At 63.7% G+C, this 26,126-nt stretch carries 20 protein-coding genes and 2 pseudogenes; 8 read left to right on the top strand and 14 right to left on the bottom strand.

The genetic code is table 11. From position 1 onward, the window contains the following. Window positions 1-16 precede the first annotated feature (16 nt). The 3 genes and pseudogenes from BRPE64_RS27855 to BRPE64_RS27845 form a co-directional block, all read left to right on the top strand. Window positions 17-1,021, top strand: a pseudogene (locus BRPE64_RS27855) (acyl-CoA dehydrogenase family protein); the annotation flags it as partial. 50 nt (window positions 1,022-1,071) lie between these two features. Continuing rightward, window positions 1,072-1,866, top strand: coding sequence for a crotonase/enoyl-CoA hydratase family protein (locus tag BRPE64_RS27850; RefSeq protein ID WP_016348322.1), 795 nt, complete (start codon window positions 1,072-1,074; stop codon window positions 1,864-1,866). A 43-nt stretch (window positions 1,867-1,909) separates the two neighbouring features. Continuing rightward, entirely contained in the window at window positions 1,910-3,466 is a 1,557-nt protein-coding gene (locus BRPE64_RS27845) for an acyl-CoA synthetase (protein WP_016348321.1), read from the top strand. A gap of 63 nt (window positions 3,467-3,529) precedes the next feature. Here BRPE64_RS27845 and BRPE64_RS27840 read toward each other — a convergent pair whose 3' ends face one another. Continuing rightward, window positions 3,530-5,197 carry a hypothetical protein gene (locus tag BRPE64_RS27840; protein WP_016348320.1) on the bottom strand — a complete coding sequence of 556 codons (1,668 nt, stop codon included), beginning with the start codon at window positions 5,195-5,197 and terminating at the stop codon, window positions 3,530-3,532. Between the two features lie 375 nt (window positions 5,198-5,572). Further along, window positions 5,573-5,739: pseudogene (locus tag BRPE64_RS33840) on the bottom strand (IS5/IS1182 family transposase); the annotation flags it as partial. A 149-nt stretch (window positions 5,740-5,888) separates the two neighbouring features. On the opposite strand from BRPE64_RS33840, the gene BRPE64_RS27835 reads away from it, so the two are divergent. Further along, window positions 5,889-7,049, top strand: coding sequence for a CaiB/BaiF CoA transferase family protein (locus BRPE64_RS27835; protein ID WP_044043461.1), 1,161 nt, complete (start codon window positions 5,889-5,891; stop codon window positions 7,047-7,049). 353 nt (window positions 7,050-7,402) lie between these two features. Beyond that, window positions 7,403-7,783 (top strand): DUF3597 domain-containing protein, encoded by a 381-nt coding sequence (locus tag BRPE64_RS27830; protein ID WP_044043459.1) that lies wholly within the window; start codon window positions 7,403-7,405, stop codon window positions 7,781-7,783. 271 nt (window positions 7,784-8,054) lie between these two features. Here BRPE64_RS27830 and BRPE64_RS27825 read toward each other — a convergent pair whose 3' ends face one another. The 8 genes from BRPE64_RS27825 to BRPE64_RS27790 form a co-directional block, all read right to left on the bottom strand. Then, window positions 8,055-8,879, bottom strand: coding sequence for an SDR family NAD(P)-dependent oxidoreductase (locus BRPE64_RS27825; RefSeq protein WP_016348316.1), 825 nt, complete (start codon window positions 8,877-8,879; stop codon window positions 8,055-8,057). A gap of 25 nt (window positions 8,880-8,904) precedes the next feature. Beyond that, window positions 8,905-9,318, bottom strand: a complete 414-nt coding sequence (locus BRPE64_RS27820) for a MaoC family dehydratase (protein WP_016348315.1) — start codon at window positions 9,316-9,318, stop codon at window positions 8,905-8,907. A gap of 10 nt (window positions 9,319-9,328) precedes the next feature. Continuing rightward, entirely contained in the window at window positions 9,329-9,769 is a 441-nt protein-coding gene (locus tag BRPE64_RS27815; RefSeq protein ID WP_044043784.1) for a MaoC family dehydratase N-terminal domain-containing protein, read from the bottom strand. A gap of 28 nt (window positions 9,770-9,797) precedes the next feature. Further along, window positions 9,798-10,982 (bottom strand): lipid-transfer protein, encoded by a 1,185-nt coding sequence (locus BRPE64_RS27810; protein ID WP_044043458.1) that lies wholly within the window; start codon window positions 10,980-10,982, stop codon window positions 9,798-9,800. A 26-nt stretch (window positions 10,983-11,008) separates the two neighbouring features. Then, the gene (locus tag BRPE64_RS27805; protein WP_016348312.1) at window positions 11,009-12,148 is read right to left on the bottom strand and encodes an acyl-CoA dehydrogenase family protein; all 1,140 of its coding nucleotides are present in this window, start codon (window positions 12,146-12,148) and stop codon (window positions 11,009-11,011) included. Between the two features lie 58 nt (window positions 12,149-12,206). Beyond that, window positions 12,207-14,087 (bottom strand): feruloyl-CoA synthase, encoded by a 1,881-nt coding sequence (locus BRPE64_RS27800; RefSeq protein ID WP_016348311.1) that lies wholly within the window; start codon window positions 14,085-14,087, stop codon window positions 12,207-12,209. A 194-nt stretch (window positions 14,088-14,281) separates the two neighbouring features. Next, entirely contained in the window at window positions 14,282-17,137 is a 2,856-nt protein-coding gene (locus BRPE64_RS27795) for a LuxR C-terminal-related transcriptional regulator (protein WP_044043782.1), read from the bottom strand. Between the two features lie 129 nt (window positions 17,138-17,266). After that, window positions 17,267-17,884, bottom strand: coding sequence for a DUF2889 domain-containing protein (locus BRPE64_RS27790; protein WP_044043781.1), 618 nt, complete (start codon window positions 17,882-17,884; stop codon window positions 17,267-17,269). Between the two features lie 403 nt (window positions 17,885-18,287). Here BRPE64_RS27790 and BRPE64_RS27785 point away from each other — a divergent pair, with 403 nt between their 5' ends. Both BRPE64_RS27785 and BRPE64_RS27780 read left to right on the top strand, forming a co-directional pair. After that, window positions 18,288-19,451 carry a porin gene (locus BRPE64_RS27785; protein ID WP_044043457.1) on the top strand — a complete coding sequence of 388 codons (1,164 nt, stop codon included), beginning with the start codon at window positions 18,288-18,290 and terminating at the stop codon, window positions 19,449-19,451. A gap of 28 nt (window positions 19,452-19,479) precedes the next feature. Then, on the top strand, window positions 19,480-19,830 hold the full coding sequence (locus tag BRPE64_RS27780; protein WP_044043455.1) for a BON domain-containing protein: 351 nt from the start codon (window positions 19,480-19,482) through the stop codon (window positions 19,828-19,830). A gap of 58 nt (window positions 19,831-19,888) precedes the next feature. Here the strand turns inward: BRPE64_RS27780 and BRPE64_RS27775 are convergent, their stop codons facing one another. From BRPE64_RS27775 to BRPE64_RS27760, 4 genes are all read right to left on the bottom strand, one after another. After that, window positions 19,889-21,310 carry an aldehyde dehydrogenase family protein gene (locus BRPE64_RS27775; protein WP_016348304.1) on the bottom strand — a complete coding sequence of 474 codons (1,422 nt, stop codon included), beginning with the start codon at window positions 21,308-21,310 and terminating at the stop codon, window positions 19,889-19,891. Window positions 21,311-21,344: 34 nt separating this feature from the next. Then, entirely contained in the window at window positions 21,345-22,262 is a 918-nt protein-coding gene (locus BRPE64_RS27770) for a TauD/TfdA dioxygenase family protein (protein ID WP_044043453.1), read from the bottom strand. Window positions 22,263-22,366: 104 nt separating this feature from the next. After that, window positions 22,367-24,055 carry a GMC family oxidoreductase gene (locus BRPE64_RS27765; RefSeq protein WP_016348302.1) on the bottom strand — a complete coding sequence of 563 codons (1,689 nt, stop codon included), beginning with the start codon at window positions 24,053-24,055 and terminating at the stop codon, window positions 22,367-22,369. A 93-nt stretch (window positions 24,056-24,148) separates the two neighbouring features. Beyond that, window positions 24,149-25,438: an MFS transporter gene (locus BRPE64_RS27760; protein ID WP_016348301.1), complete on the bottom strand. Its 1,290-nt coding sequence runs from the start codon at window positions 25,436-25,438 to the stop codon at window positions 24,149-24,151. A gap of 338 nt (window positions 25,439-25,776) precedes the next feature. On the opposite strand from BRPE64_RS27760, the gene BRPE64_RS27755 reads away from it, so the two are divergent. After that, window positions 25,777-26,061, top strand: coding sequence for a hypothetical protein (locus tag BRPE64_RS27755; RefSeq protein ID WP_016348300.1), 285 nt, complete (start codon window positions 25,777-25,779; stop codon window positions 26,059-26,061). Window positions 26,062-26,126 lie beyond the last annotated feature (65 nt).

The raw sequence follows: 26,126 nt of genomic DNA, 5'->3' as shown, positions 1-26,126 counted from the left end.
ACACACGAAAGAGACCAGCATGTTCACCGAAGCCATTGAAGCTATTCTGCGCGACCGCGCCACTTCCGAGGCCGTGCGCGCCATCGAAAACGGCGGCTCGGCTGCGTCGATCTGGAACGCAGTCGAGGAAGCCGGATTTCTGGAACTGCTCACGCCGGAAAGCGCGGGCGGCGCCGGACTGCCGCTGTCGTCGATCGAGCCGATTTTCACGGCCTTCGGACGCTATGCGGTGCCGGTGCCGCTGGCACAGAGCATCGCGGCGCGCGCGTTGTTGCGCGACAGCGGCGTGACGGCCCCGGCCGGAATGACGACGCTCGCCGGTAGCTGCCTGCGTCGCGCGGACGGCTCGCTGAAAGCGCCGCAGGTGCCGTTCGGCATGATCTGCGACAACGTGCTCGCCAACGTCGATGGCGCGCTGCTGTTGCTCGACGCGACGCAGGCCGAGCGCGAGCCGGACGGCGTACACGGAAGTTCTTGCGGCACGCTTCGCTGGCGCTCGGGCGCCGTGCCCGTAGCACTCGGCTCGAACGGCGCGGAGGTGCTGCTGTTCAGCGCGGCGATCCATGCGGCCGCCATCGCCGGGGCCATGGATCGCGTGTTCGCGATGACCCTCCAGTACTGCAACGATCGCTCGCAGTTCGGCAAATCCATCGGCAAGTTTCAGGCGGTCCAGCACCAGTTGAGCGTGATGGCCGAGCATGTGGCGTCGGCGGGAATGGCATCGGCGCTGGCGTTCAGCGGCACGGGCGCCGTCCCCGAACGGCTCGCGACGGCCATCGGCAAGGCTCGCACCAGCATGGCCGTGCCGCTGATCGCCGCGACGGCGCATGCGCTGCATGGCGCAATCGGTGTCACCGCCGAATACGATCTCCAGCTCTACACGCGCAGGATGCACGAATGGCGCATCGCGGATGGCTCGGAGATCTTCTGGAACGGCGTGGTGGGAAGCGCCGTCCTGGCGCAGGAGCACGGCACGATCGTGGATTTCGCGCGCACCGCGCCGCATTGCGTCGCCGCTTAGACGAACCGGGGCGGCAAATCTTTTCATCAGCGAAGACGATCAGGCATCCTATGAATAAGTTTTTGAGTTACGAGCAAGATGAACACATCGTCACGCTGACGATGAACGAACCGGAGCGGCGCAATCCGCTCACCGGCAACACGGCGGTGGCGGAATTGCTTGAAGCGATAGGACGGATCGAAGCCGACCGTTCCGTGCGGGCCGTGATCCTGACGGGCGCGGGCACAGCGTTTTCGTCGGGCGGCAATATCCACGACATGGAGCGGCATGCGTCAGGCAACATGCCCGGCATGGAGATTCGGCAGGACTACCGGCGCGGCATTCAGCAACTGCCGCTGGCGCTGTTCAACCTCGAAGTGCCGGTCATCGCCGCCGTCAACGGCGCGGCAATCGGCGCGGGGCTCGATCTCGCGTGCATGTGCGACATCCGCATCGCGTCCGAGCGCGCGAAGTTCGCCGAGAGTTTCGTCAAGCTGGGCATCATTCCCGGCGATGGCGGCGCATGGCTGCTGCCGCGCATCGTCGGCGTGTCGCGCGCGGCGGAACTGACCTTCACCGGCCAGACGATCGACGCGCAACAGGCGCTCGAATGGAATCTGGTTTCGCGAGTCGTCGCGCATGACGAACTGCTCTACGTCGCGCAGGGTCTCGCGCGCACGATCGCCGCCAATCCGCCGCACGCGGTGCGGCTCGCGAAACGGCTGCTGCGCGAGGGCATGCATTGCCGTCTGGATACATTGCTGGAGATGTCGGCGGCGTATCAGGCGCTTTCGCATCAGACGGCGGATCATCGGGAAGCCGTGGCTGCGTTCATCGAGAAACGCACGCCCGCATTTCGCGGATAGTCTGGCGCGCCACGTGCGCACCCACACGGCAGGAAGACAACGCATGTATCTGACTCAGGGCCTGCATCGTTCGCTGCAACAGAATCCGGACCGGCTCGCGATCACGTTCAAAGGACGCCGCACGACGTTCCGCACATTCGCGGATCGTGTCGCGCGCCTCGCCGCCGCGTTGCGCGGGCTCGGCATGGCGGCGGGCGACCGGGTCGGCATGCTCGCGCTCAACTCGGACCGCTACCTCGAATACGCGATGGGCGTGTGGTGGGGCGGCGGCGTGCTCAATCCGGTCAACACGCGCTGGAGCGCGCCGGAAATCGCTTATTCGCTGGATGATTGCGATACGCAAATCCTGATCGTCGATGATCATTTCGTCGACATGGCGCGCGCGGTGTCCGCGCTCGTACGCACGCCGCCGATGCTGATTCACGCAGGCGACGGCGCGGCGCCCGCCGGCATGCACGCGTTCGACGCGCTGATCGCGGCTGCATCTCCCGTGGCGGATGCCGGCCGGGGTGGCGCGGACCTCGCGTGCATCATGTACACCGGCGGCACGACCGGCTTTCCGAAAGGCGTGATGCAGACGCATCTGAACATGTGGTCGTCGTGCGTCATGCGGATTGCCGAATCCGCGCCATTGCCCGACAGCGCGGTTCTGCACGCGGCGCCGTTCTTCCACGCGGCGGGACTCGGCCGCGCGCTGGTGCAGTTCATGGCCGGCGAGGCGCACGTCATCATTCCCGCCTTCGACGCCGGCGCCGTGCTCGATGCAATCGGCGCCGAGCGCGTGAGCGAAACGCTACTCGTGCCGACCATGATCCAGTCGCTGCTCGATCATCCCGACTTCGCGCGTACCGATCTCGGCAGTCTGCGGAGGCTGACGTACGGCGCATCGCCGATTCCGGAGGCGCTGCTCGACCGCGTGATCGGCACGCTGCCGGGCGTCGAACTGGCGCATTCATACGGCATGACCGAGGCGTGTCCGAGCGTTTCGGCGAACCCGCCTGCCAATCACGATGAAGCGGGGCGCAAGAGCGGGCTGTATCGCTCGATTGGGCGCGGTCTGCCGGGCCTGATGGTGAAAGTCGTCGACGCACACGGCGATGAAGTGCCGCGCGGCACCGTCGGCGAGATCGTCGTGCGCGGACCGAACGTGATGGCAGGCTACTGGAAAAAGCCCGATGAAACCGCGCAGGCCGTGCGCGACGGCTGGCTGCATACCGGCGACGGCGCCTATATGGATGCGCAGGGTTATCTCTATATCGTCGATCGCATCAAGGACATGATCGTCAGCGGTGGCGAAAACGTGTATTCCGCCGAAGTGGAGAACGTGATCGTGCGTCATCCGGCGGTGGCGGCGTGCGCGGTGATCGGCATTCCGCACGACGTCTGGGGCGAGGCCGTGCACGCGGTGATCGTTCGCAAGCCGGGCGCGGCGCTCGCGGAGGACGAGGTGCGCGCGCATTGCCGTCAGGCGATCGCCGGCTATAAATGCCCGAAGACGGTCGAGTTCCGCGATCGACTGCCGTTGTCGGGCGCGGGCAAGGTTTTGAAACGCGACTTACGCGCGCCGTATTGGGCGAACAGGACGCGCGCGGTGGAATAACGCCCAGTGCCGCAAATTATCTTGACGGGATGCGTGGCCGACCACGTTTTACGAAGATTCATATCATAGGCAAATGCCTGTCAGCGCCATCGGTACGCAGGCTGAGGAGCCTGATGCCGGAATTCTGACCCGCGTAGGCCCGACAAAGCTATTAAATAATAGATCGCCATTGGGCAAAAACTGAATCAATCCATAGAATCCATTCCCCACGATGCTGGATCCCATGACAACCTGGAACTGGGTCGCGCCCGTGTTCCAGTTCATTCCTGTCACCACCCATCCCTGGCCGGTTGTCATGCCGTAATTACCGCTTGTGAATACTTGAGTATTGGAAACGCCTGGACCGCTGCTAATGGCGGGCACCATGCTGTTGGAAGATATATCCGGGCGCGACCAAACCGAACTCCAGCTATGCGAACCGGTGTCCCATTGGAAACGCTCCACCCCGAGCGGCGAAGGATAGATCGCGGTGCCACGGAGCAGATTATCGACTAGCGGAGTCGTGCCCGAATTGGATGCGGCAATATTATTCACCACGAAGGCGCCGTAGTTGTAAACAGATACCGACTGATCGGTCTGAATTTGCTGGCCTGCTGGTAATCCGCAATTGACCTGGATCATTCCTGCAATTTGAGGCGTAGCGGGAAAGGGCGGCGTGAAACCCGATGGAACGCCATTGCGCCAGAAAGCGACCAGATGCATGCGCGCTTTGCCATCCGTGATGACCACGAGTTGATCAGGATCGCTTCCAAAACCCATTAGCGCAGGCGTGCTGCCCGAGCCTGAACCAAACGCCGTAAAATAGGTGTCGCCACTTGGGTATGACGACGACCAGGCGCCATTAGATGCGCTGTTGGAGAGCGTAGTACCCGTCCAGACGAACTTATACATTGTCGCGTTCGAAACGATGTAAATGCCGCCGTCGGGATCGACTGCTGCGGAATTGCTGATGGTTTCGCCCGAGTTAATCTGCTGAGTGGACATGATCCCGGAGTATGTGCTTTGCCCCTGATTGAAGCCGCCAGGATCGACCACGGTAGCAGAATGAGAACCCAGCACAACAAGTTTTCCGTCATACGTCATGACCACGCCGGTAATCGACTCGCCGCTTTGCAGGAAAAGCCCCGTATTCAACATCCCTTTTACTGTAATCTGTTTAAGCGCGTTGACGCCAAAAGCGTAAATCATGCTGCCGTAATTGGTGTAGAGAATGTTGTTTTTATCCACGACGCTATACGCCGACGGAAGACCTCCGCCTCCCGCCAGACCCAACTGGCTGATAATGTTCTGAGCTTGTTGCAGGGTAGTAATCGGTGAGCTGAGAAGACTCGTCACCAGATTGAGAACCGGCGCAGTCACGCTGGGAAGCACATAGGGAAGCGATGCCGCCGTCAAAGTATTATTGGCCAACGACATATAGTTGACGCCTGTCGCTGACACACCCCACATGTAATTGGGATCGGTCGATGCCAGCGTCATCAGATTGATCGGGCCTGCGGGTACTTGAGGCGTCGCGGGCAGTAATGTATTGACGTTATAGGCACTCGTCGAGACGGGGTAAGGGAAGTCATTCGTCTGCGCTGAATCGAAGTGGGTAATTGCGTAGACCGGTGCCGACAGAAACGGATTGGGAGGGGCACTATCGGCCCAAGCGTACGGGGCAGCCGCCATTGTTGCCATGCATGCGAAGAAAGACGTGAATATTTGAAAAACTGCAACTCTCCATTTCATTCCTGCCTCCAATAACTGTGTGAATTCAGAACACGATTCTTGAAGTTATTAATGATCCGGATCGTCATGCTCGATCCGTTCGATCAGTATATGCAGACCGCATTGCAAAGAGATTAAAAATTGCGATAACGCTCGCCCGTGTTTCAACAGAATGGAATGGCATTTAAAGGCAGATGGCTGATGTCGTTTAGTGTGCTCTTTTGAGCGAACACCTTGATTAAGGATCGTCGTCCTGGACATAAACGTAATTCGAGCACCCGGATGCGGGCGACGCGCGCCTAAACAGGCGAATGAGGCTTTTTAAGAAAATAAGTTCGGCCCAATCGAATCATGGTTGGTAAGCATTACCAATGAATCGTTTTGACTAGATCGATGCCCCGCGAAACGGCTCAAGCGGGTGCTGTCGTACAGAGCCTCTTCGCACGGAAGATTATCCATATTGAATTCGTGCTAAACGAAGTATTGCCTCGGCATGTGTTCTCAGGCCAATCGGCAGGACGGCCGTTACCGCGCTTCGGGTAGTATGGTTCGATCACCGCACACGGCTCGCGTTTCCCCCGCCCTCGCCACTCCGCCCGGGTGGTCCCCTCCGCCGCGTTTTCTGGCTTACTTTTACGCAGGCAATGCCAAACCCGAAATCATCGACGGCGAACCCGTTTCGCCGTGATGCAAAACGAAATAGGGAGAGACGATGGGAGTGTTGAGCGGTATTCGCGTGCTGGAATTCGAGGCCATTGGACCGGGGCCGTTCGGCGCCATGTTGCTCGCCGACATGGGCGCGGACATCTTGCGTATCGACAGGCCGCTCGCGCCGCAGGACCTGGGGCCGAAGACCAACGGCAAGCGTGCGGACGTCACGGGGCGCGGCCGTCGCTCGGTCACGCTCGATCTGAAGGACCCGCAGGCGGCGGAAGCTGCGCTGGATCTGATGGCGCGCGCCGATGTAGTGATCGAAGGGTTTCGCCCCGGCACCATGGAGCGCCTCGGGCTCGGACCGCAAGCCGCCTTGGCGCGCAACCCGCGTCTCGTCTACGGGCGCATGACGGGCTGGGGGCAGACGGGCCCGCTCGCGCAGCGCGCGGGCCACGATCTCAACTACATCGCGCTGTCGGGCGTGCTGTCGGGCATCGGCCGGGCCGACGGTCCGCCTGTGCCGCCGCTGAACCTCGTCGGCGATTACGGCGGTGGCGGCATGCTGCTGGCGCTGGGCGTGGTGGCGGCGCTGTTCAACGTGCAGCGCGGCGGCGAGGGCCAGGTCGTCGATGCCGCGATGATCGAGGGCGCGGCGCAGCTGGGCTCGGTGATCTGGGGACTGCTCGCGTCGGGCAACTGGCGGGAAGAGCGCGGCAGCAATCTGCTGGATGGCGGCACGCCCTGGTATGACAGCTATCGAACGCGCGATGGCGGTTACATGTCGGTGGGCGCGGTCGAAGGGCGCTTTTATGCGGAGTTGCTGTCGAAGCTCGGTCTCGCGGATGCGGGCCTGCCCGCGCAGCACGACCGAAGCGGCTGGCCGGTGCTGCGTGAACGCTTTGCCGCAGCTTTTCTCACGCGTACCCGCGACGAATGGTGTGCCGTGTTCGAAGGCAGCGACGCGTGTGTCGCGCCTGTGCTGAGCTTTTCGGAAGCGCCTGCGCACCCGCAGCATCGTGCGCGCGGCAGCTTCGTCGAGGTGGCGGGGGTGGTTCAGCCCGCGCCTGCGCCGCGCTTCTCGGCGACGCCATCGACGATCGCAAAGGCCGCGCCGCAGCGGGGCGAACACGGGCTTGCCGCGTTACGCGACTGGGGCTTCGACGACGCCGCGGTCGAGCGTTTGCGTGAACATGGGCTGGGGTATCGGTCGGAAGGGTGAGCGCCGTCGTGTTTCGAAGGCGACTGATGTAGCCTTTGGTCGAGGCCGACCGTCCGGATGACAATCGATTCGTTCGATGTACTCACGGTCGATCATCGGCACACATCGCGGCATTTTGAGGCAGGGGCATCGCTGCTTTGCGCAGCGATGCCCCTTGTGTTTTTTGGGCGCGAACGGCATGCCGGCACACGTCTTGTTACGCCGCATTTCGGCGATGTCCGTCCCTCGCAATCTTGACCTTTCGTGAGAAATATTTGCTGCGGGCTGATGCATAATTCTCAGGTTGATCGCCACCCAATTCAAGATGGTGCGCGCTTTTGTCAACAGACTAATTTCGGTGAAAGGAAAGAGAAATGAGCATTTTTGGCGACATCGTGAACAAGCTGTTCCACAAGGCCAACCCTGAGGCGGCAGCGCCCGTGGCCAATCCCACTCCGGATCCCGCAGCGGCTCAAGCTGGTGCACCGGCCCCTCTGGCTAACGTCGATGTGGCGTCGGTGATGGATCAATGCGTCGCGGAATGCGGCCAGTCGCTGAACTGGCGCGCGTCCATCGTCGACACGATGAAGGCACTGGGCATCGACAGCAGCCTTGATCATCGCAAGCAGTTGGCGCAAGAACTCAAGTACACCGGCGACATGAACGACTCGGCCAGCATGAACGTGTGGTTGCACGCTCAGTTGATGACTGCGCTGGCTGTCAATGGCGGCAAGCTGCCGGCGAATCTGGCGTAAAGTTGTATCGACCGGTTTCCGCGACAGCGTGAATCACCACGCGCGATGACGCGGCCGAACGTTGGCTGCGTCATCGCGCGTAATCCCGATCTGTCCGAGTAGCGGATTCGGTATATGAAGTTGCACGACGAGATCGCCGATCTCGTCGTCACGATCGCGGTGTTCGTCGCAGTAAAAATGCCAAGCCGCAGGCCCCAAATAAAAAAGCTGGCAAGCGCCTAGACGCATGCCAGCCAACGCAAAAGTTCGAACCGAAGCTCGCCCTCGACTACTACTGCAAATTCCCCGCAACCGCGATAGTCTGCCCGGTGATGTAGTTCGACTCCGGCGAGCAAAACAGATAGACGCCACCAGCCGCTTCCTCCGGCGTGCCGCCGCGCCCGAGCGGATTGCGCTGCGCATGCATCTTGAGCGCGTCCGGATTGACCCCCACGCGAATATCGCGTCCTTCGATGTTCACGGTCGCGCCCGCGTTGGCATCGGCGGTGGTCATGCGTGTGTGGATCAGACCGAACGCAACGCAATTGACGTTCACGTTGAAGCGGCCCCATTCACGCGACAGCGCACGCGTCATGCCGATCACACCGGCCTTGGCCGACGAGTAGTTCATCTGCCCGGCATTGCCGTTGAGCGCCGACACCGACGAGATATTGACGATCTTGCGATACACGTCGCGGCCCGCTTCCTTGTCGGCGGCGTGCAGCGCCTTCACGTGCGGATACGCGGCGCGCAGAATGCGGAACGGCGCGGTCATATGGCAGTCGATGATCGCGTACCACTGCTCGTCGGTCATCTTCTGGATCACGTCGTCCCACGTATAACCCGCATTGTTGACGATGATATCGATACCCTTGTACGCGCTCATCGCCGTGTTGATGAAGCGGTCCGCGAAGTCCGGCGCGCCCACGTTGCCCACGCAGGCGACCGCCTCCGTGCCGCGCTTCTTCAGCAGTTCGACCGTTTCGTGCGCCGGTTCGGCGTCGAGATCGTTGATGACGAGGCGCGCGCCTTCGCTCGCCAGTTTCTCGGCGATCGCACGGCCAATGCCGCGACCCGAACCCGTGACGAGTGCCACCTTGCCGTCAAGCTTGCCCATTTTCCTGTCTCCTTGATTGATGCATTTACAGGGCGATCACGGCGTCGCCCAGGACGCGCGGTTCGCCATATTGATTGGCCGTCTGAATCTCCACCTTCACGCGCTGTTCGCCATCGGCTTCGAACTTCTCGACCACGCGGCCGCTGCAAGTGATGCTGTGGCCGAGATGCGTGATGCCGACGAAACGCACGCCGAACTGCCGCAACTGGCGCTGGTCCACCCAGCCGTTCAGCAGACGCGCGAGATACGCCATCGACAGCATGCCGTGCGCGAACACGTCGGTCATGCCGCTGCGGCGCGCGAAATCGATGTCGATATGAACCGCGTTGTGATCGCCCGATGCGCCGGCGAACAGCGCCAGCGTCGTGCGGTCGATAGGCGCGAGCGTCAGCGGCGGCAGCGTGTCGCCGACCTTCACGTCGTCGAACAATGTCTTCATGGTGTTCTCCTCAGCCGTTGCGATGCACCAGCACGCTGCGCATATCGGCTACGTGCTCGCCCCGCTGGTTGGTCACGCGGGTCTCGCGCACCACGAACGAGAGCGCGCCGCCTTTCTTCTCGTAGATATCGGCGATGCGGCATTCGAACAGCAGCACGTCGCCGGCATAGGCCATGCGGTGATACGTGAACGACTGCTCGCCGTGCAGGATGCGCGCGACCTGAATGCCGATCTCGTCGCGCCAGCGTTTGTCCGGCTGCTCCAGTTCCAGCGAGAACAGGAACGTAGGCGGCAAGGGCAGGCCGGGATGGCCTGCATCGCGCGCGGCGGACTCGTCGAAGTAGATGGGATTGGTCTCGCCGGTCGCCTTCGCGAAAAAGCGCAGCCGGCCCGTTTCGGCCACCGTGCGAAACGCGGGTATGACTTTGCCGATGTGCTTTTTATCGATCATGTCGAACACTCCGTTGAAAGCGGCGGCGTCAGGCGGCCTTGTACACGGTGGTCACGCACGCGCCGCCGAGCCCCAGGTTGTGCGCCAGCGCGACCTTCGCGCCTTCGACCTGACGTTGCTCCGCCGTGCCGCGCAACTGGTGCGTCAGTTCGAAGCATTGCGCGAGACCGGTAGCGCCCAGCGGATGTCCCTTCGACAGCAAGCCGCCCGACGGATTGACCACCCACTTGCCGCCGTAGGTGTTGTCGCCATCGTTGACGAGCTTTTCGGCTTCGCCTTCCGCGCACAGACCGAGGCCTTCGTACGTCAGCAGTTCGTTCTGCGCGAAGCAGTCGTGCAGTTCGATCACGTCGATGTCTTCCGGACCGACACCCGCCTGCTCATACGCGAGTGCGGCGCCTTCGCGCGTCAGGTCGAAGCCGACCACGCGGATCATGTCGCGGCTGTCGTAAGTGCTGGGCCGGTCCGTGGTCAGCGACTGGCCGGCGATCAGCACATCGGTGCGCAGGCCGTGTTTGCGCGCGAATGCTTCCGACACCACGATCGCCGCCGCAGCGCCGCACGTCGGCGGGCACGCCATCAGGCGCGTGAGCACGCCTTCCCAGATCATCGGCGAGGCGAGCACTTCTTCCGGGCTCACCACGGTGCGGAACACGGCCAGCGGATTGCGCGCCGCGTGCTGGCTCGCCTTCGCGCGAATCTTCGCGAAGGTTTCGAGCTTCGTGCCGTACTTTTCCATGTGAGCGCGGCCCGCGCCGCTGAACTGGCGGATCGCGGACGGCAGATCGGTGCGATCGACCAGTTCGTTGACGAGATTCAGCGCACGTTCGAGCGCCGGCGCACGATCGCTCCATTTCGACGACAACGCGCCCGGCTGCATGAATTCGAAGCCCACCGCGAGCGCGCAATCGACCACGCCGCTTTGCACCGCCTGCCGCGCGAGAAACAACGCCGACGAGCCCGTCGCGCAATTGTTGTTCACGTTGATGACGGGAATGCCCGTCATGCCGACGTGATAAAGCGCCTTCTGACCGCAGGTCGAGTCTCCGTACACATAGCCCGCGTAGGCCTGCTGCACATCCGCGTAATCGATGCCTGCGTCGGCGAGCGCCGCGCGCACCGCGCCTGCGCCCATCACGTCGTAGGTATCGCTGGTGCCGGGCTTCTTGAACGGAATCATGCCGACACCGGCGACGAACACGTTACGAGTCATATCACTGCTCCTTGGGATTGTTCGATTTACAGCTTGCGGGAGATGAGGTCGCGCATGACCTCGCTGGTGCCGCCGTAGATACGGTTGACGCGTGCATCGGCGAAGGCCCGGGCCACCGGGTACTCCAGCATGTAGCCGTAGCCGCCGTGCAGTTGAACCATGTCGTCGAGCGCCTTGCCGAGCGATTCCGTCGCGAACAGCTTGGCGATGGCCGCTTCTTCCAGCGTCAGGCGTCGGCGCACATGCTCGGCGAGATAGTGATCGACCATCAGCCGTACGGCGGTGGCCTGTGCCTTGATGTCGGCGAGCTTGAATTTCGTGTTCTGGAAGTCCCACACGGTCTGATTGAAGGCCCTGCGGTCCTTCACGTAATCGATCGTGTGTTCGAGGCAGGCTTCGAGTTTCGCGGCCGCGCCGATGGCGATTGAAAGCCGCTCCTGCGGCAGCTCGCCCATCAGATAGGCGAAGCCCTTGCCTTCCTCGCCGAGCCGATTGCTCACCGGCACGCGGACGTTGTCGAAGAACAGCTCGGCCGTGTCCTGCGAATGCATGCCGACTTTGTCGAGCTTGCGGCCACGGCGGAATCCCTCGCGGTTCGCCTCGACGACGATCAGGCTGACGCCCTTGGCGCCCGCGCTGGGATCGGTCTTGCAGACGAGCACGATCAGGTCGGCGTTCAAGCCGTTACTGATGAACGTCTTGCTGCCGTTGATCACATACTCGTCGCCGTCCCGCAACGCGGTGGTGCGGATCGCCTTCAGATCGCTGCCGGTGCCGGGCTCCGTCATGCCGATCGCGAGAATGGATTCGCCGGAGCACGCTTTCGGCAGCCATTGCTGCTTCTGCTCCTCGTTGCCGATGCGCGCGATATACGGCGCGATGATGTCCGAGTGCACGCCGAAGCCGAGACCGCTTAGGCCCGCGCGATTCGTTTCCTCGTTGAGGATCGCCGCGTGGCCGAAGTCGCCGCCGCCGCCGCCGTATTCCGTCGGCAAGGTGAGACACAGCAGACCTTCGCGGCCTGCCTTGAGCCAGGTCTCGCGATCGACGCGGCCGGCCTTGTCCCATTCCGCCTGTTTGGGCGCGCATTCCTTTTGCAGGAAGCGGCGCACCGTGGTGCGCAGCATTTCATGGTCGTCACGAAAGACGGTGCGTGTGATTTGCATAACTAAATTCCTGAAAAGGGAACCGGCTCAGTTTCGTGAATTACTTTCGTGAATGGCGTTATCGCACTCGGGCGATATGTGCTGCGGGTTCGGTGCAGTAAAGCTGTTCGATGAGATGCGCCCGGCGCGCGCGAGTCACGGCCTGGTTCACGTATCCTTTCTCGGCGATTTCATTGGCATCGATCGAAGGCGGCTCCGCCATCAGCATCAGACGTTCGATGGTGCGGCTCGCACCGCCGCCCTGATTCCCGGCGAGACGTTCGCGCAACGCCGCGACCACGACGGGATGCTCGGCGAGCGCGGCCGCGTCGAGTTCGGCGAGTTCGGGCGCGAGGCGCCGGCATGCGGCCACGTTCGGCCACGCGAGCGCGGCAAGAAAATCGTGGTCGTGGCCGCAGATCACGGCATCCGAAATGAGCGGCGCGCAGAGGTCGAGCAGGTCGAGGCGCACCGCGCCGGTCTGCACCCATGTGCCGTTCATCAGCTTGAAGTCCTCGACCACGCGGCCGGCGAAGAGCAGGCCCTGGCCCGGATCGTCCGGATTCGCGAGACGCACCGCGTCGCCCAGGCGGAAGAAGCCTTCGTCGTCGAACGCGGCGGCCGTGAGCGCCGGATTGCCGATATAGCCCGCAAACACGTTGGCGCCGCGCATGCGGATTTCGTAGCGCCCGTCGCCGCCCGCGAGCGGCAGGAGCTTCACTTCCGAGCCCGGCACCGGGCCGCCGATGTTGCCCACATCCGCCGATGCCCAGCCGCAATACGTGCCCATGCCGCTCGTCTCGGTGCAAGCAAGACCCGTCGAGAAGACGATGCGTTCGCCGACCGTATCGACGGCCGCGCGCTGGATGCGGCGCGATACGTCGGTCGGCAAGCTGGCGCCGCCGTAGCCGAAATACTGCACGTTGGCAAACAGGCTGCGCGCCAGCACCGGGTCCCGTTCGAGTTCGCCCGCCAGCACGGCCCATGCGGAAGGCACGCTGGTGAAGATCGTCGGCGAGACTTCGCGCAAATTGCGCACGGTGCGCTCGATCATGCCGGGCAGCGGCCGTCCGTCGTCGATATGATGAGTCGCCCCGAACTGGATCGAGCGCCCGATGTTCAGCACGCCGCCCAAGCCGTGGTGCCACGGCAGCCAGTCGAGAAATACCGGTTGCGATTCGCTCAGCCAGCCGAGGTTGTCGGCGTAATACGAGGCCACCGCTTTGAAATTGCCGTAGGAGAGCGGCACGCCCTTCGGCGTACCCGTCGAACCCGATGTAAAGAGGATGCGCGCGGTGTCGCTCTCGCGAATCGCCGCGTGTGCCGTTGCGACTGCGGCAATGCGCGCGGGCGTCAGGTCAGTGGCGAGCAGGTCGGTCCAGGCGCGTTGTTGGGGCTGGATATTGCGCACTGCGATGACCGGCGTCGCGGCCAGTTCGGTGAGGGCGAGTGCGCGTTCGAATTGCGTCGAGTCCTGCACGTACACCGCGGCAGGCGGCACGAGTTCGAGCACGCCTTTCAGGCGCGCAAAATTTTTGCTCAGCGTGGAGTAGGCGGGCGACACCGGTGCGGTCGGAATGCCGACATATTCGGCGGCCAGCAGCAACACGGCCTGTTCGATGGAGTTGCCCGAGAGCAGCACCAGCGGCCGCTTCTGACCGAGGCCCATGTCGAGCAGGCTGGCCGCGACCGTCTGCACTTGCAGCCACAGCGCGCGCCAGCTGAGCGAGCGCCACGCGCCGTTTTCGTCGCGCTGGCAGAACGCGAGGCTGTCGCCGCGACGCTCGGCCCATTCGGGGATGAAACCGGCGAAGCTCTTCTGCGCGACGTCGGGAGGCAGGCTCGACGACCGGAGCACCAGCGTGCCATCGGCGCGGCGTTCGACCGTCGGACGCCGTTCCGGAAAGCGAACAGGACGATAAGGGGCTACCGTGGATTCATCAGCCATGAGCGTCGTCATTACGCTTGTCTCCTGAGCATCAGCGCGCGTCATGGTGCGCGCTGGCGTTGGTTTTATGAGTTGCGCGCTGCTGACGATTGCGCGCGAACTCTTGAGTCACAGAATAGTGGCTCGCGCCCGATCACGAACCACCCGAGCCGGGTAGCGGGAACGGATGGAGCACGGCCGCGAAGCAGATGCCGACGGGCCGCGCGTCAGACGGCTTCGTCGCCGGTAATGGGTGGCGTGCCCAGTTCGAGGTCGCGCACGCGGGCGACGGCCTCATCGCGGCTCGATACGCCGAGCTTGCCGTAGATGTTCTTCAGATGCCACTTGACGGTCTCGGGCGAAATGCCGAGCGTGCGGGCAATTTTCTTGTTGGGCAACGCTTGCGAGAGCAGGCCGACCACCCGCGCCTCGCGCTCGCTCAGGGTTTCAGCGCCGACGGCCGCCGCGCCGCGATTGCCGGGTTTGGCCGCCGGCGGCTCGCGCAGGGCTGCTGTCGCTTTTTGCGCCGCGTGCAGCCGGCTCACATAGAACGACAAAACCGGGTCGTGCGCCTCGCCTTGCACCACGGTGTCGATGAGATCGAGTGCGCCGGGATCGGCGTCGAGCAGACTGCGCACGAGCCCGAGCCGATGGCCCCGGCGCAGCGCGGCAAGCACGCCGTTGCGGGCGGCGTCGGTTCGTCCGCAGCGCGCATCGACGACAGCCGCCTGAAGCTGGAAGTGCGCCACATGCCGTTGCCAGCCGCGCGCCTCGCAGAACGGAATCAGCGCGCGAAGACGGCTTGCGGCGCCGTCGAAATTTTCATGAGCGATACACCGGTTGATGTGCGCGCTCTCCGCCAGCGCGTGAACTTCGGCGGCGGTTCCCATCGCGGCTTGCGAGGGAGGCATCGCGACGCGTGCGGCGATCATGTCGATGCGGGCAAGGCCTGCCTCGGCGGCATCGGACTGTCCGTTTTGCAGATGACGATTGATCTGCGCAGCCACGCTATGAGCGACGAGCCGATGCAAGCCGTTTTGCATCGCGTACTCTTCGAGACGTTCGAGATAGGCGAACGCGTCGAGATGATGACCCGCCGCCGCGTGCACCGCCGACAGCACCGTCAACACCCGCAGCACGGAATCCGGAATGGAGACGCGTTCGAGCACGTCGACGCGGTCTTCCAGCAGCTTGCGCGCCGCGTCCAGTTCGTTGAACTCGTACAGCACTTCGCCGAGCAGGGCCGCCGCAAAACACGCGGCTTCGGCGGCGGCGCTGCCGAGTTGATCGGCTTCGAACAGCACGTCGCGGCTGATGCGTTCCACCTGGATAAATTTGCCCTCCAGCGCATAGCTGAACCCGGCGATGCATCGGCCATTCAGCATGCCCGCCGACGTGCCCACGAGCGGCACGCCTTCCACGAGCAGCGGCGGCGCCTCGCGCTGCACGCGCCGCGCCTCTTCGTATTCGCCGCGCCGCATGTAGATCCATGACAGCAAATTGTTGCGACCGCCCACGGCGAGGTTGTCCGCGTGCGCGGGAATCTCCAGCATCTGCGGCAACACGGCCATGGCTTCGTCGGTTTCGTCGCGCTGAAGCGCAAGCGCCGCCCGCAACAGAACGAGGCGATAGCGCGAATGCGTGTCGCTGTCCGGGATGTCGGCTTGCAAACGTTCGATGGCCGCGGCGCAGGCGTCAAATTCGCGCGCATACAGTTGCAGGTGCACCATCCACAGCCGCAGTCCGATGCGCGTCTGCACTTCGGCAAGCGGCAGCAGGCGTATCAGCCCGACCAGTTTGCGCAGATCGCCCCTGATCTGCATCGCGCGCGCGACGCGCAGCACGAGGTCGGCCGCCGCCGCCGATTCGCCGGCGAGCAGCGCGTGCCGCACGGCATCGTCGTGCTGATCGTGATCGCGAAACCAGATCCACGCGGCCCGATGCACCTCGCGCCGATGCAGTTCGCTGCGTTCGTGAAAGCGTTCGAGCAAGGTCTCGCGAAAGAGCGGATTCAGCCGATACCACGTCTCGCTGCCCGGACTCTCGATAGGCGCGACAGGCGCGATGAACAGGTTGTCGCTCTCGAGTCGCGTCAGCAGCGCGCGCACTTCGGCGGGAGACTGCGCGTCGCCGGTCAGGGCGATGCACAGCGGTGCGCACACGCGGGCGCAACTCGCCATCCGGACCAGCAATTCCACTTCCGAAGGCGCAAGGCGCGACAGCACTTCGCGCTCGAAATACGCCGCGAAACCGCGGGCATCGAGACGTTGAGCGTTCGCGAGCGGATCGGCGGAGGCGGAGTCCGTCGCGGCCTGCTTCTTGTCTTTCAGGCGCATGGCGAAGAGTTGCAGCCCTGCCACCCAGCCGTCGGTTTGTTCGTGCAAGTGGCGCGCATCGCGCTGGCTGATCTCACCCAGCTGAGCCTTGAGGAACGCCTCGGATTCGGCGGCCGTGAAGCGCAGATCGCGCATGTCCAGTTCCAGCACCAGACCCTGATCGCGCGGGCGTCCGAGCGAGAGCGGCAGCGCGGCGCGCGAAACCAGCACGAGATGGAGATTGGCCGGCGCGTAATCGAGCAGCCATTGCAATGCTTCGTGATTGCGCGCGTTGGAGACGTGGTGCAGGTCGTCGAGCACCAGCACGACATCGTTCGAATGTGCGGCGATACCGCGCACGAGGGCGATGATCGTGCGCTCGACCGCCTCGTCGTCCATGCCGCGGCCACCGAGCAACGTGGCTTCGTGGCATATCGCCGGATCGACCTGAGTGAGGCTCGCGACGAGGTAGTCGAGGAAGTGCGTGAGTTCGTTGTCTTCGGGCGCGAGCGTGAGCCAGGCGATGTCGAAACCGAGCGACAGCAATGCTTCGCGCCACGCGATCAGCAGGCTCGTCTTGCCGCAGCCCGCCGGGCCCTGGAGCACGACGCAACGGTTGCGCCGCGCGTCGAGCAACGTGGCCAGCAGACGTTCGCGCGCGACGACACGGGCGGTATTGCGTGGCGGAATCAAGCGCGGATCAGCTCGGAACTCCGCGGCGCCGCGATGAGGCTGGCGTGCGTCCGCGGGAGGGGAATTCTGCGGCATCGTGACCTGCGCCTTGCGCGCTTCGGCTTCGCGCAACGAGGGCGAGGGCCGAAGGACGAAATAATGATCGGCACATTGTAGCGCAGCGCAGGTCGCGCTTTCCGGTCCGCAGGGGAGTGACTTCCCGGATCAGGAGCGCTCCGGCAAGGGGGCCGCGTCCGTCGCGTGTGTCTTGTCTCGCGTCGGTTCCTGTTTGCTCTGCAGCACGAATTTCACGACCTCGCCGCCCGCGCGCCAGGCGTGGCAGGTGTCGATCATCGGATGGGCCTGAACGGCGCGTTCTCCTTCATCGGCGCCGTTCGGCGGGGCGACCGCGCGGCGCATGCCGATCAAGGTCTGGAAGGCCGTTGTCGCGATGGGACCGAGCAACTCGGTCAGATGCGTGCAGCCTTTCGACCCGCTCAAGCGGCTCCTGACCTCCTTCATGAAGCCCGCGCCGATACTCAGCCCTTCGAGGCTGCGATACGCGTGATTGATTTCCGTGCAGAAGCGGCTCGGCGAAGCGTCGGTGTGCGCGACGATTTGCCGGATCACGAGCTTCGCATCGATCGTGACCACGATGCGCATGTCGTGAATCGGCATTCCGGCGGGCACGGTCTTGAAGAGCAGGTCGGCGTCGGCGGCCTTCGTGTCGCGCATGCGGCCTTCGATGTCGAACAGACCGTCGCTTCGTTCGAAGCCCATGCATTCGATATGACGCGTATGGATGAGCCTGCGCGCCGAAGGATTCGATGAGATGACTGGCATAGGTTTCTCGCTTTCGGAAGGCAATCTTTCGGTGGCGATGGTCTCGAGATTCGCCGCTTCATCGGTGACGAATGGCATCTCTCGAAGCGAGGCGCATCCGCGCTTCGAGTGCGCTCGAGTGCCGGCAAGTGATCAACACATGATCGACACCATCGAGCCTAGTCGAACGACGAACGCCCGTAGCCCCCTGTGCCGGGGGGCGTGATGCGCGCGGCTGTCGATTGCACGCTCGGGGTATTCCCGTTCCCCCTCCGTTGGGGTAGGTGATCCGCATGGACCTCCCTGCAATATGGCCCGCGACGACCCGCACGGCTATTGACCGCGCGTCGTCACGGCCGGCATCGGCATGAGTTGACTTGACCCGCGCCCGTCGGATACGGCAATCAAAAAAGGGGAGACATGCATGCGTTTGATCAGTCGCGGTGTCTGTGGGGCTACGTTGATATTGGCTGCCGGGGGAGCGGCGGCGCAGTCGAGCGTGACGCTGTACGGCGTAGCGGACACGTTCGTTCAGTACCTGAGTAACGGAGGAACGCACTCGTATTCCGTACGAAGCGGCGGGTCCACCGGCTCGCTGTTCGGCCTGAAGGGCACCGAAGATCTCGGCAACGGGCTCAAGGCGGTATTCGATGTCGAGAACGGCTACAACATCAATAACGGCGCGTTCTTTGCCGACTCGACGGCGATGTTCTACCGCCAGTCGTGGGTGGGAATCAAGCACGATACCTATGGATCGCTCACGTTCGGACGTCAGTATCAGCCGAGCTTCTGGGCCGTGTATTTCACCGATCCTTTCCGCGGCAATGAAGTGATGTCGCCGCTGGCGGCAGCCGACCTCGCGAGCGCGACGGATCGCTCCACGCTCGCTACGCAATATGTGTCCGGGCGGACCAGTAACTCGATCGTGTACCAGTCGCCTGATCTGAAGGGCGTGCATCTCTTCGCCATGTACGCGCTGCCAGCCACCGTGACGCAACCCGTGCCGGTTCGTTCCGGCGCGATGCTCGACCTGGCGGCGAACTACTCGGGTTATGGCTTCTACGCGGGCCTCGGCTATCAGTATCAGCACGGCGCGCAGGAAACGGCGCCGCTCGTGGCAAGCGCGCCGGGCTTGCTGACCACCTTCGATCTGATGGGCACGGAGCATTTCACAGGCGCGCTGGCTTACCGTGTGGGCATCGTGAACTTCCAGTTCAATTACTCGTATAACCGGCCGAAGGATACGCCGCCGGGCGCGGTGGTCGTCATCACGCCAACGGTTCAGGTGCCGCTTGCCTCGCTGGTGCACTCGTCCAGCATCATGGAACTGGGCGCGACGATTCAGGCCACGCCGGAAGACGTAATCGAGATCGCCGGCGTCGAGCGGGACGTGCGCGGCGTGCACGACAACACGCTCGGTATCGAAGTGGGCGTCGATCATAGTCTGTCTAAACGCACGAGCCTCTATATGCGAGCCGGGTATCTGAAGAACAACGGCACCGCGAATATGAGCTGGCCCGGCGTCACGGCGGTGGCGAGCGGTTCGAAGCAGATTCTCGCTGCGCTCGGCATGACGCATCGTTTCTGATTTTCAACACGACAAAGGGGAAGAATCGATGAATCAACGGACGGTTTGCAGACTGGCGGCCGGGGCGCTGATGGTTCTTGCGTCACTCGGCGCATACGCACAAGGCGGGGAGGCGTCGGCGGTGCCGGCGCAGCCGTATGCGTCGGATGCCAAGGCTGCCAAAGCCGCCGACCGTGCGCTGCAGAAAAGCGTGGTCCGCGCACTGAGCAAGACGAAAGGGCTCAGGGCGACCGCGATCACGGTGCGCGTGCGCAGCGGCGCGGTGACGCTCGAAGGAACGGTGCCCGAACAGGCGCAGATGGGGCTCGCGACTCAGGCGGCGGAGGGCGTCGAAGGCGTGACGTCGGTGAGGAATGCGTTGACGTTGTCGACGTTGTAAACCTGCAATGACATCGGGGCCTGCTCATCGTCGATGAGCAGGCCTTTTTTCTAGAGACTCAAACCGTGACCGATTTGCACTCGAGAAACTCCATCAGCCCTTCGCGACCGTACTCGCGCCCGTTGCCGGACGTCTTGTAGCCGCCGAACGGAACCGTGATGTCCAGCATCGCACCGTTGATGCGCACCGACCCGGCACGCAGACGCGCAGCGACGCGGCGTGCGCGCGCGACATCGCTCGTGGCGACATAGGCGGCGAGACCATACGGCGTGTCGTTGGCTATCGCGATGGCCTGTTCTTCGTCGTCGTATGGAATCAGCACGAGCACCGGCCCGAAGATCTCCTCGCGTGCGATCTTCATGTCGTTACGGACATCCGCGAAAACGGTGGGACGCGCGTAGAAGCCGCGCGTCAGTCCTTCGGGCCGGCCCGGACCGCCCGCGACCACGCGCGCGCCTTCCTCCATGCCGATGCGGATCATCTGCTGCACCTTCTCGTACTGGCCGCGATTCGAGATGGGACCCATTTTCGTGGCAGGGTCCGCCGGGTCGCCGACGACGATGCCATTGGCCACCGCCGCCGCAATCGCGATGGCTTCGTCGTAGCGTTCGCGCGGCACCAGCATGCGCGTCGGTGCGACACAGGTCTGGCCGGAGTTGACCATGCATTGCGCGACGCCGCTCGTCACCGATGCTTTCAGGTCGGCGTCGTCGAGAATCAGGAGCGGGGATTTGCCGCCGAGTTCCTGCGCCACGCGCTTGACCGTGGGCGCGGCGCTGATCGCCACTTCGACGCCGGCGCGCGTCGATCCGGTAATCGACACCATGTCCACATCGGGATGCGACGACAACCTTGCGCCGACCACTCGCCCGTCGCCGAAGATCATGTTGAACACGCCGGGCGGCGTGCCTGCTTCGTGCATGATTTCCGCGAAGATGACGGCGTCCAGCGGCGCGATCTCGGAAGGCTTCAACACGACCGTGCAACCTGCGGCCAGCGCCGGCGCGACCTTCGCCGCGATCTGATTCAGCGGCCAGTTCCACGGCGTGATCAATGCCGCGACGCCCACCGCCTCGCGCCGCACAGTGCTCTTGCCATGATCGGTTTCGAACTCGAAGTGGCGCAGCGTTTCCACGGCGGCCTGAAGCTGCGCGAGTCCGATCGCGGCCTGAAGATGCTTGCACAGCGTGATGGGCGCGCCGATCTCCATGCGCACCGCTTCGGCAATGTCGTCGAGCCGTGCGCGATAGCATTCGATGATGCGTTCGAGCAGTTCGATCCGCGTTGCGCGGCTCGATTCCGACCACGCCGGAAAGGCGGCCCGCGCGGCGGCGACGGCACGATCCGCGTCGCGCGCGGTGCCCATCGACAGTTGTCCGGTCAGCGTCTCGGTGGCCGGATCGACGATGTCCATATGCGAGCCGCCCGCGGACGGCGCGACCCATTGGCCGGCGATGTAGAAGGTGTTCAGTGTTTTCATTCGTATCCTCGGAAGCTGTCGCGGTGCGTCGAACTCAACCCGCGACCGGGCGATCGCCGATCACCGTCGCCCGCATCATGTGACGCGGCGCCGGATAGTAGTCCTGCACTGCGTAGTGCTGGCACGCGCGGTTGTCCCAGAACGCGATCGTATTCGGACGCCACTTGAGGCGAACCTGATATTCCGGCGCCTGCGCCTGACGGAACAGGTACTGCAGCAGTTCCATTTCGGCAAGCTTGTAGTCGAAGCCGATGCGATATTCCTGCGCGGTCAGACGGCCATAGTTCGAAAGATGCGTCGTGAACGCCTCGTTGACGAAGAGAATCTTCTCGCCGGTTTCGGGGTGCACGCGCACGACCGGATGTTCGACGGGCGGGTACTTCGCGCGCATCGCGGCATGCTGGTCTTCCGGGACGGCAATGCCGAAGAGCGGCAAAAAGTCGTGGACGGCATTGAGGCCGTCGATACGCGCTTTCACGTCGCCGGGCAGGGCGTCGTAGGCCGCCGCCATGTTGATCCAGATGGTGTCGCCGCCGACTTCCGGGCAGTGCACGCATCGCAGCATGGAGCCCATCGACGGAATTTCGCGCCACGATACGTCCGAGTGGTACAGGTTTTCGCGGCCGCGTTTCGTGTCGTTGCGACCGAGGATCACAAGTTCCGGATGCTCGGGATGATGCGGAAACGCAGGGTGAATCTCCAGCTCGCCGAACCGCCTGGCAAGCGCGACATGCTGCGCCGGACTGATGTCCTGATCGCGGAAGAACAGCACCTTGTACTTCAGCAAGGCGCGACGCAGCGCGGCGTAAGTTTCGTCATCCAGAGGATCGCGCAGGTCGATGCCGCCAATCTCCGCACCGATCGTCGGCGTCTGACGCTCGACGGCGAATGGCCACGCGTCGGAATGCGGCTGCATCACGTTTGAATCGGGGGCGATCATTGTTGCTTGCATGTCATTTCTCCATGTGTCCGGGCCGGCGCACACGTCTCGCGTGCGCCGGGGTTTTTCTTCGAGCATCGCCGTCGGCGGGGCGGTTCGGCGTGCAAATGAACGGGCTAACGATTCGCGACGCGCATCAGGTCGGCGGCTTTCTCGCCGATCATGATGGCAGGCGCGTTGGTGTTGCCGCCGATCAGCGTCGGCATGATCGATGCGTCCGCCACGCGCAGGCCCTCGATGCCGTGGACGCGCAGGCTCGGATCGACCACGGCCATGTCGTCGATCCCCATCTTGCAGGTGCCGACCGGATGAAAAACGCTGTCGGCACGCGAGCGCACGAATGCGCGGATGGCGTCCTCGTTCGAATCGTCCGGTCCGAAATCGTCGGTGAGCAATTCCTTTCCGCCTGCTTCGGCGAGCGCGGGCTGCGCAAAGATTCGCCGCACGATCCGGACGCCCGAGACCAGCGCGTCCATATCCGACTCCGCCGACAGAAAGCGCGGATCGATCGACGGCGCATCGCGCATGTCCGCGCTGCGCAGACGCACGTGACCGCGGCTCTGCGGACGCAGGATATAAGCGTGACAGGAATAGCCGTGCCCGAGCGCGCGGCGTTTCGCCACGCTCTGGTTGCCCAGCAGCGCGAGAACGAAAGCCAGCTGGAGGTCCGGAATCGCCAGATCGGGACGACTCTTCACGAACGCGCCCGCTTCCGCAAAGTTAGAGCTGACCATGCCTGTGCGGTGACGCCGGTAACGCAACATCGCGGAGGCCAGGCGAAGGAAGCCGCCGGCCGAATAGCCGAAGAGATCGTTCGACTTGACCTGCTTGTTGACGATCACGTCGAGGTGATCCTGCAAGTTCTCGCCGACTCCGCGCAGATCCTGCACGACGTCGATACCGTGGCTGCGCAGATGTTCGCCTGGGCCAATGCCTGACGCCATCAGCAGTTGCGGCGAGTTGAACGCGCCGCAACTGAGCACGACTTCGCGTCGCGCCCGCAGGGTTTGCGCGGCACCCGCCCGCACGATGCTGACGCCGCGCGCCCGTTTGTCCTCGATGATCACGCGCAATACCTGCGTGTCCGGGAGCACGGCCAGATTGGCGCGGCCGCCGTTCAGGTCCGCGTCTTTTGCGTTGCCGCCATGCAGATAGGCGCGCGCGGCATTCCAGCGCTCGCCGTTATATTGCGTGACCTGGTAGAGCCCCGCGCCTTCCTGCTCTTCGCCGTTGAAGTCGGTGTTCAACGGCAGACCCGCTTGCAGCGCCGCGTTCACAAAACGATGGGAGAACGGGTTCGGCGTGCGCAAGTCGCTCACGTGCAGCGGGCCGTCGCCGCCGTGCCAGGGGTCGTCGCTGCGTCCGGTATGACGCTGATTGCATTCGCTGCGGCGGAAGTAGGGCAGCACGTCGTCATAGCTCCAGCCGGTGCAGCCGAGCCTGGCCCAGTCGTCATAGTCGTTGCGATGTCCGCGAATGTAGACCATGCCGTTGATCGATGAACTGCCGCCCAGTCCGCGTCCGCGCGGCTGAAAAGAGGGGCGTCCGTCGAGACCGCTCTGGCGTTCCGTGTAATAGGCGTAGTTGCGCGGGCCGGGCTTCTGCACGGTCGATGCAAGACCGATCGGCATCCACACGCTCATGTGGTGGTCGTGCGGTCCTGCTTCGAGCAGCGCGACCGTGACCGATGCGTCCTCGGCGAGCCTGGCGGCCAGCGCGCAGCCGGCCGATCCCGCACCCACGACGATGTAGTCGTACTCCGCTGCGATCCTTGTGTTGCGGGCGTTGTTGCCAGTTCGGGTCATTGGGCTTCTGTTCATTGGAAGGGGTGGGCGTAAGCGCGGCGGTCACGGCTCGTTAGTGCCGCATCCGTCGCGGGTCATCGGGTCATCAAGCCATCAGGCTGCGGCGCGCGTCTGAAATTGATTGAGCGCGCGGTGGGAACGATCCGGATGAAGCCACCGCAGCGCGGCGAGTGCGGCCACGATCAGCAGCACCGCACTGACGGTGAAGCCGAGTTCATATGCATGGCTGTTGCTGCTGCCGTAGACCTGAACGATCCGGCCCATCACGGCGGGCGCGAACGCGGCGCCGAGACTGGCGAGCGCCGTGTGAATAGCGACGAGCGCTCCGCGCTGGCTGTCCGGGACCATTTGAGCGAGCAGCGCGGGAGCCAGCGAGAAGCTCAACGTCGGCAGCGCGCATGCAATCGCCAGTAGCGCCACTTTTTGCAACGGCGGCATCTGGAGCAGCATCAGCGCGATGAACGCCAACGCCCCGCCCACCGCCGACACACACAGCAGATGAACCCGCGCCCTGCGTGTGCTCACGCCGCGTCCGAGCATCAACTGCGACAGCCAGCTCAGACCGACGTTGACCGGCGTCGTGGTCGCGACCACGACCGCGAAGCAGCGACCCGCGTCCACGCCGCTGAAGCCGAGTCCTTTTTCGAAGTACATGGGTATCCACGTCAGGCTAAGGCCCAGCGTCCAGTAAGCCGTGAAGCCGAGCGCGAAGACCGAGAGGACCGAACGGTCGGTGAGGATTTTTCGGTAGGGCAAGCGCGGCGTCTGGAGGTTCGCGACCGGTGCGGCCTGCCGTGCGCCGAGCGTTCCTTCGCGTCCGAAGCACGCCCACAGCACGCTCCACACCGCGCCGATCGCACCGAGCAGAAAGAAGTTCATGCGCCATCCCCACTCTCGCGTGACGAGCGGAATCAGCAGCCCGGCGAGCAGCATGCCGCACGCCGCGCCCTGATTGATGATGGCCACGGGCAGATTGCGCTTGCGGTCGGGAAACCACTTGTAGAGCGCATGCACGGAGACGGGAAACGCGGGCCCTTCGGCGGCGCCCAGAATGACGCGGCAGACGAGCAGCCCGAGTGCGCTCGTCGCCCAGGCCTGCGGCAACTGGAGCACGGCCCAGCTCAGGCCCATCGCAAGCAGCAGCCAGCGCGTCTGAAAGCGGTTCGAGAGAAAGCCGACGAGGACCGTCGAAAGAGAAAACAACCAGAAGAAGCTGCCGGCGACGACGCCGAACTTTTCCGGCGACAGCTTCAGTTCGGCGGTCAATGGCACCGCGACGAGACCGAGCACGATCTTGTCCAGGAAATTGATGAGGGCGAGCCCGGTCAGCAGAAGGGTCATCGTCCAGGCGGACTTCGCCTGGAAATCGGGTGAAGCGGTCATGGGCTGTCTCCTGTCGTCCCGTTCACGGTGTGACGTTCCTGTCTTTGCCGGTGAACCGGACTTTGTAGCGCCACGGTAAGTGGTACGGGAGGGCGGGCCACCACCCGGAACAGGTAGGTTAGGGAAAACCTTGTTTTCGGCCATTGCGAGCCATGTGGCCTTTGCTGCCGGCGTGCTCGCAATGCGCGTTCTACCCGCGCGGAGTGGTGGTTCGGCGAGTGCATTGCCTTACCGTGACGACATCGAGTATCGGGGCGATGGCAGTTCAGCCGGGTCCGAAATCCGCCGACGATAGTCGCCGGTTCGCAACCGTATCAGCCTGAACGAGAGGAGAGGCAGTGAATATCCGGGAAACGTCGTTGCGCCGTCTTGTCGAGAAGTGGCTCGGGCCCGCGTCGGACATGCGGGCACGCGTGACGCTGTTCAGTCACTCGCGGGCAAGCCGGTGGCGCTATGTGCGCGTGGCGTCGTATCGAGCGAGCGGCGAACTGTCGATGTTCTTCTTCCGCCACGACGACGGATCGTGGTCCGTGTTCCCTCCGCAAGCCGAGCGGCCGACGATGAACCCGGCGCGCATGCCGGTTCCCTGCGGCGAGCCGGGCGCGATTGCATCGATGGGTTGAACGTCATCTATTCAAAAGTTATTGGAGACCAGCGCCGTGTCAAACACGAATATTCATCACGATGA

The sequence above is a fragment of the Caballeronia insecticola genome, assembly GCF_000402035.1.
In the GTDB taxonomy this organism is placed as follows: domain Bacteria; phylum Pseudomonadota; class Gammaproteobacteria; order Burkholderiales; family Burkholderiaceae; genus Caballeronia; species Caballeronia insecticola.
This window is presented reverse-complemented; position numbering and strand designations above follow the sequence as displayed.

Bases quoted from the DNA above. Each gene is read 5' to 3' on its own strand.
- BRPE64_RS27810 (WP_044043458.1), bottom strand. From the start codon at position 10,982: ATGACTCGTAACGTGTTCGTCGCCGGTGTCGGCATGATTCCGTTCAAG.
- BRPE64_RS27825 (WP_016348316.1), bottom strand. From the start codon at position 8,879: ATGGGCAAGCTTGACGGCAAGGTGGCACTCGTCACGGGTTCGGGTCGC.
- BRPE64_RS27850 (WP_016348322.1), top strand. From the start codon at position 1,072: ATGAATAAGTTTTTGAGTTACGAGCAAGATGAACACATCGTCACGCTG.
- BRPE64_RS27760 (WP_016348301.1), bottom strand. From the start codon at position 25,438: ATGACCGCTTCACCCGATTTCCAGGCGAAGTCCGCCTGGACGATGACC.
- BRPE64_RS27840 (WP_016348320.1), bottom strand. From the start codon at position 5,197: ATGAAATGGAGAGTTGCAGTTTTTCAAATATTCACGTCTTTCTTCGCA.
- BRPE64_RS27770 (WP_044043453.1), bottom strand. From the start codon at position 22,262: ATGCAAGCAACAATGATCGCCCCCGATTCAAACGTGATGCAGCCGCAT.
- BRPE64_RS27800 (WP_016348311.1), bottom strand. From the start codon at position 14,087: ATGACGACGCTCATGGCTGATGAATCCACGGTAGCCCCTTATCGTCCT.
- BRPE64_RS27820 (WP_016348315.1), bottom strand. From the start codon at position 9,318: ATGAAGACATTGTTCGACGACGTGAAGGTCGGCGACACGCTGCCGCCG.
- BRPE64_RS27830 (WP_044043459.1), top strand. From the start codon at position 7,403: ATGAGCATTTTTGGCGACATCGTGAACAAGCTGTTCCACAAGGCCAAC.
- BRPE64_RS27845 (WP_016348321.1), top strand. From the start codon at position 1,910: ATGTATCTGACTCAGGGCCTGCATCGTTCGCTGCAACAGAATCCGGAC.
- BRPE64_RS27785 (WP_044043457.1), top strand. From the start codon at position 18,288: ATGCGTTTGATCAGTCGCGGTGTCTGTGGGGCTACGTTGATATTGGCT.
- BRPE64_RS27805 (WP_016348312.1), bottom strand. From the start codon at position 12,148: ATGCAAATCACACGCACCGTCTTTCGTGACGACCATGAAATGCTGCGC.
- BRPE64_RS27790 (WP_044043781.1), bottom strand. From the start codon at position 17,884: ATGCCAGTCATCTCATCGAATCCTTCGGCGCGCAGGCTCATCCATACG.
- BRPE64_RS27815 (WP_044043784.1), bottom strand. From the start codon at position 9,769: ATGATCGATAAAAAGCACATCGGCAAAGTCATACCCGCGTTTCGCACG.
- BRPE64_RS27765 (WP_016348302.1), bottom strand. From the start codon at position 24,055: ATGACCCGAACTGGCAACAACGCCCGCAACACAAGGATCGCAGCGGAG.
- BRPE64_RS27835 (WP_044043461.1), top strand. From the start codon at position 5,889: ATGGGAGTGTTGAGCGGTATTCGCGTGCTGGAATTCGAGGCCATTGGA.
- BRPE64_RS27795 (WP_044043782.1), bottom strand. From the start codon at position 17,137: ATGCCGCAGAATTCCCCTCCCGCGGACGCACGCCAGCCTCATCGCGGC.
- BRPE64_RS27780 (WP_044043455.1), top strand. From the start codon at position 19,480: ATGAATCAACGGACGGTTTGCAGACTGGCGGCCGGGGCGCTGATGGTT.
- BRPE64_RS27775 (WP_016348304.1), bottom strand. From the start codon at position 21,310: ATGAAAACACTGAACACCTTCTACATCGCCGGCCAATGGGTCGCGCCG.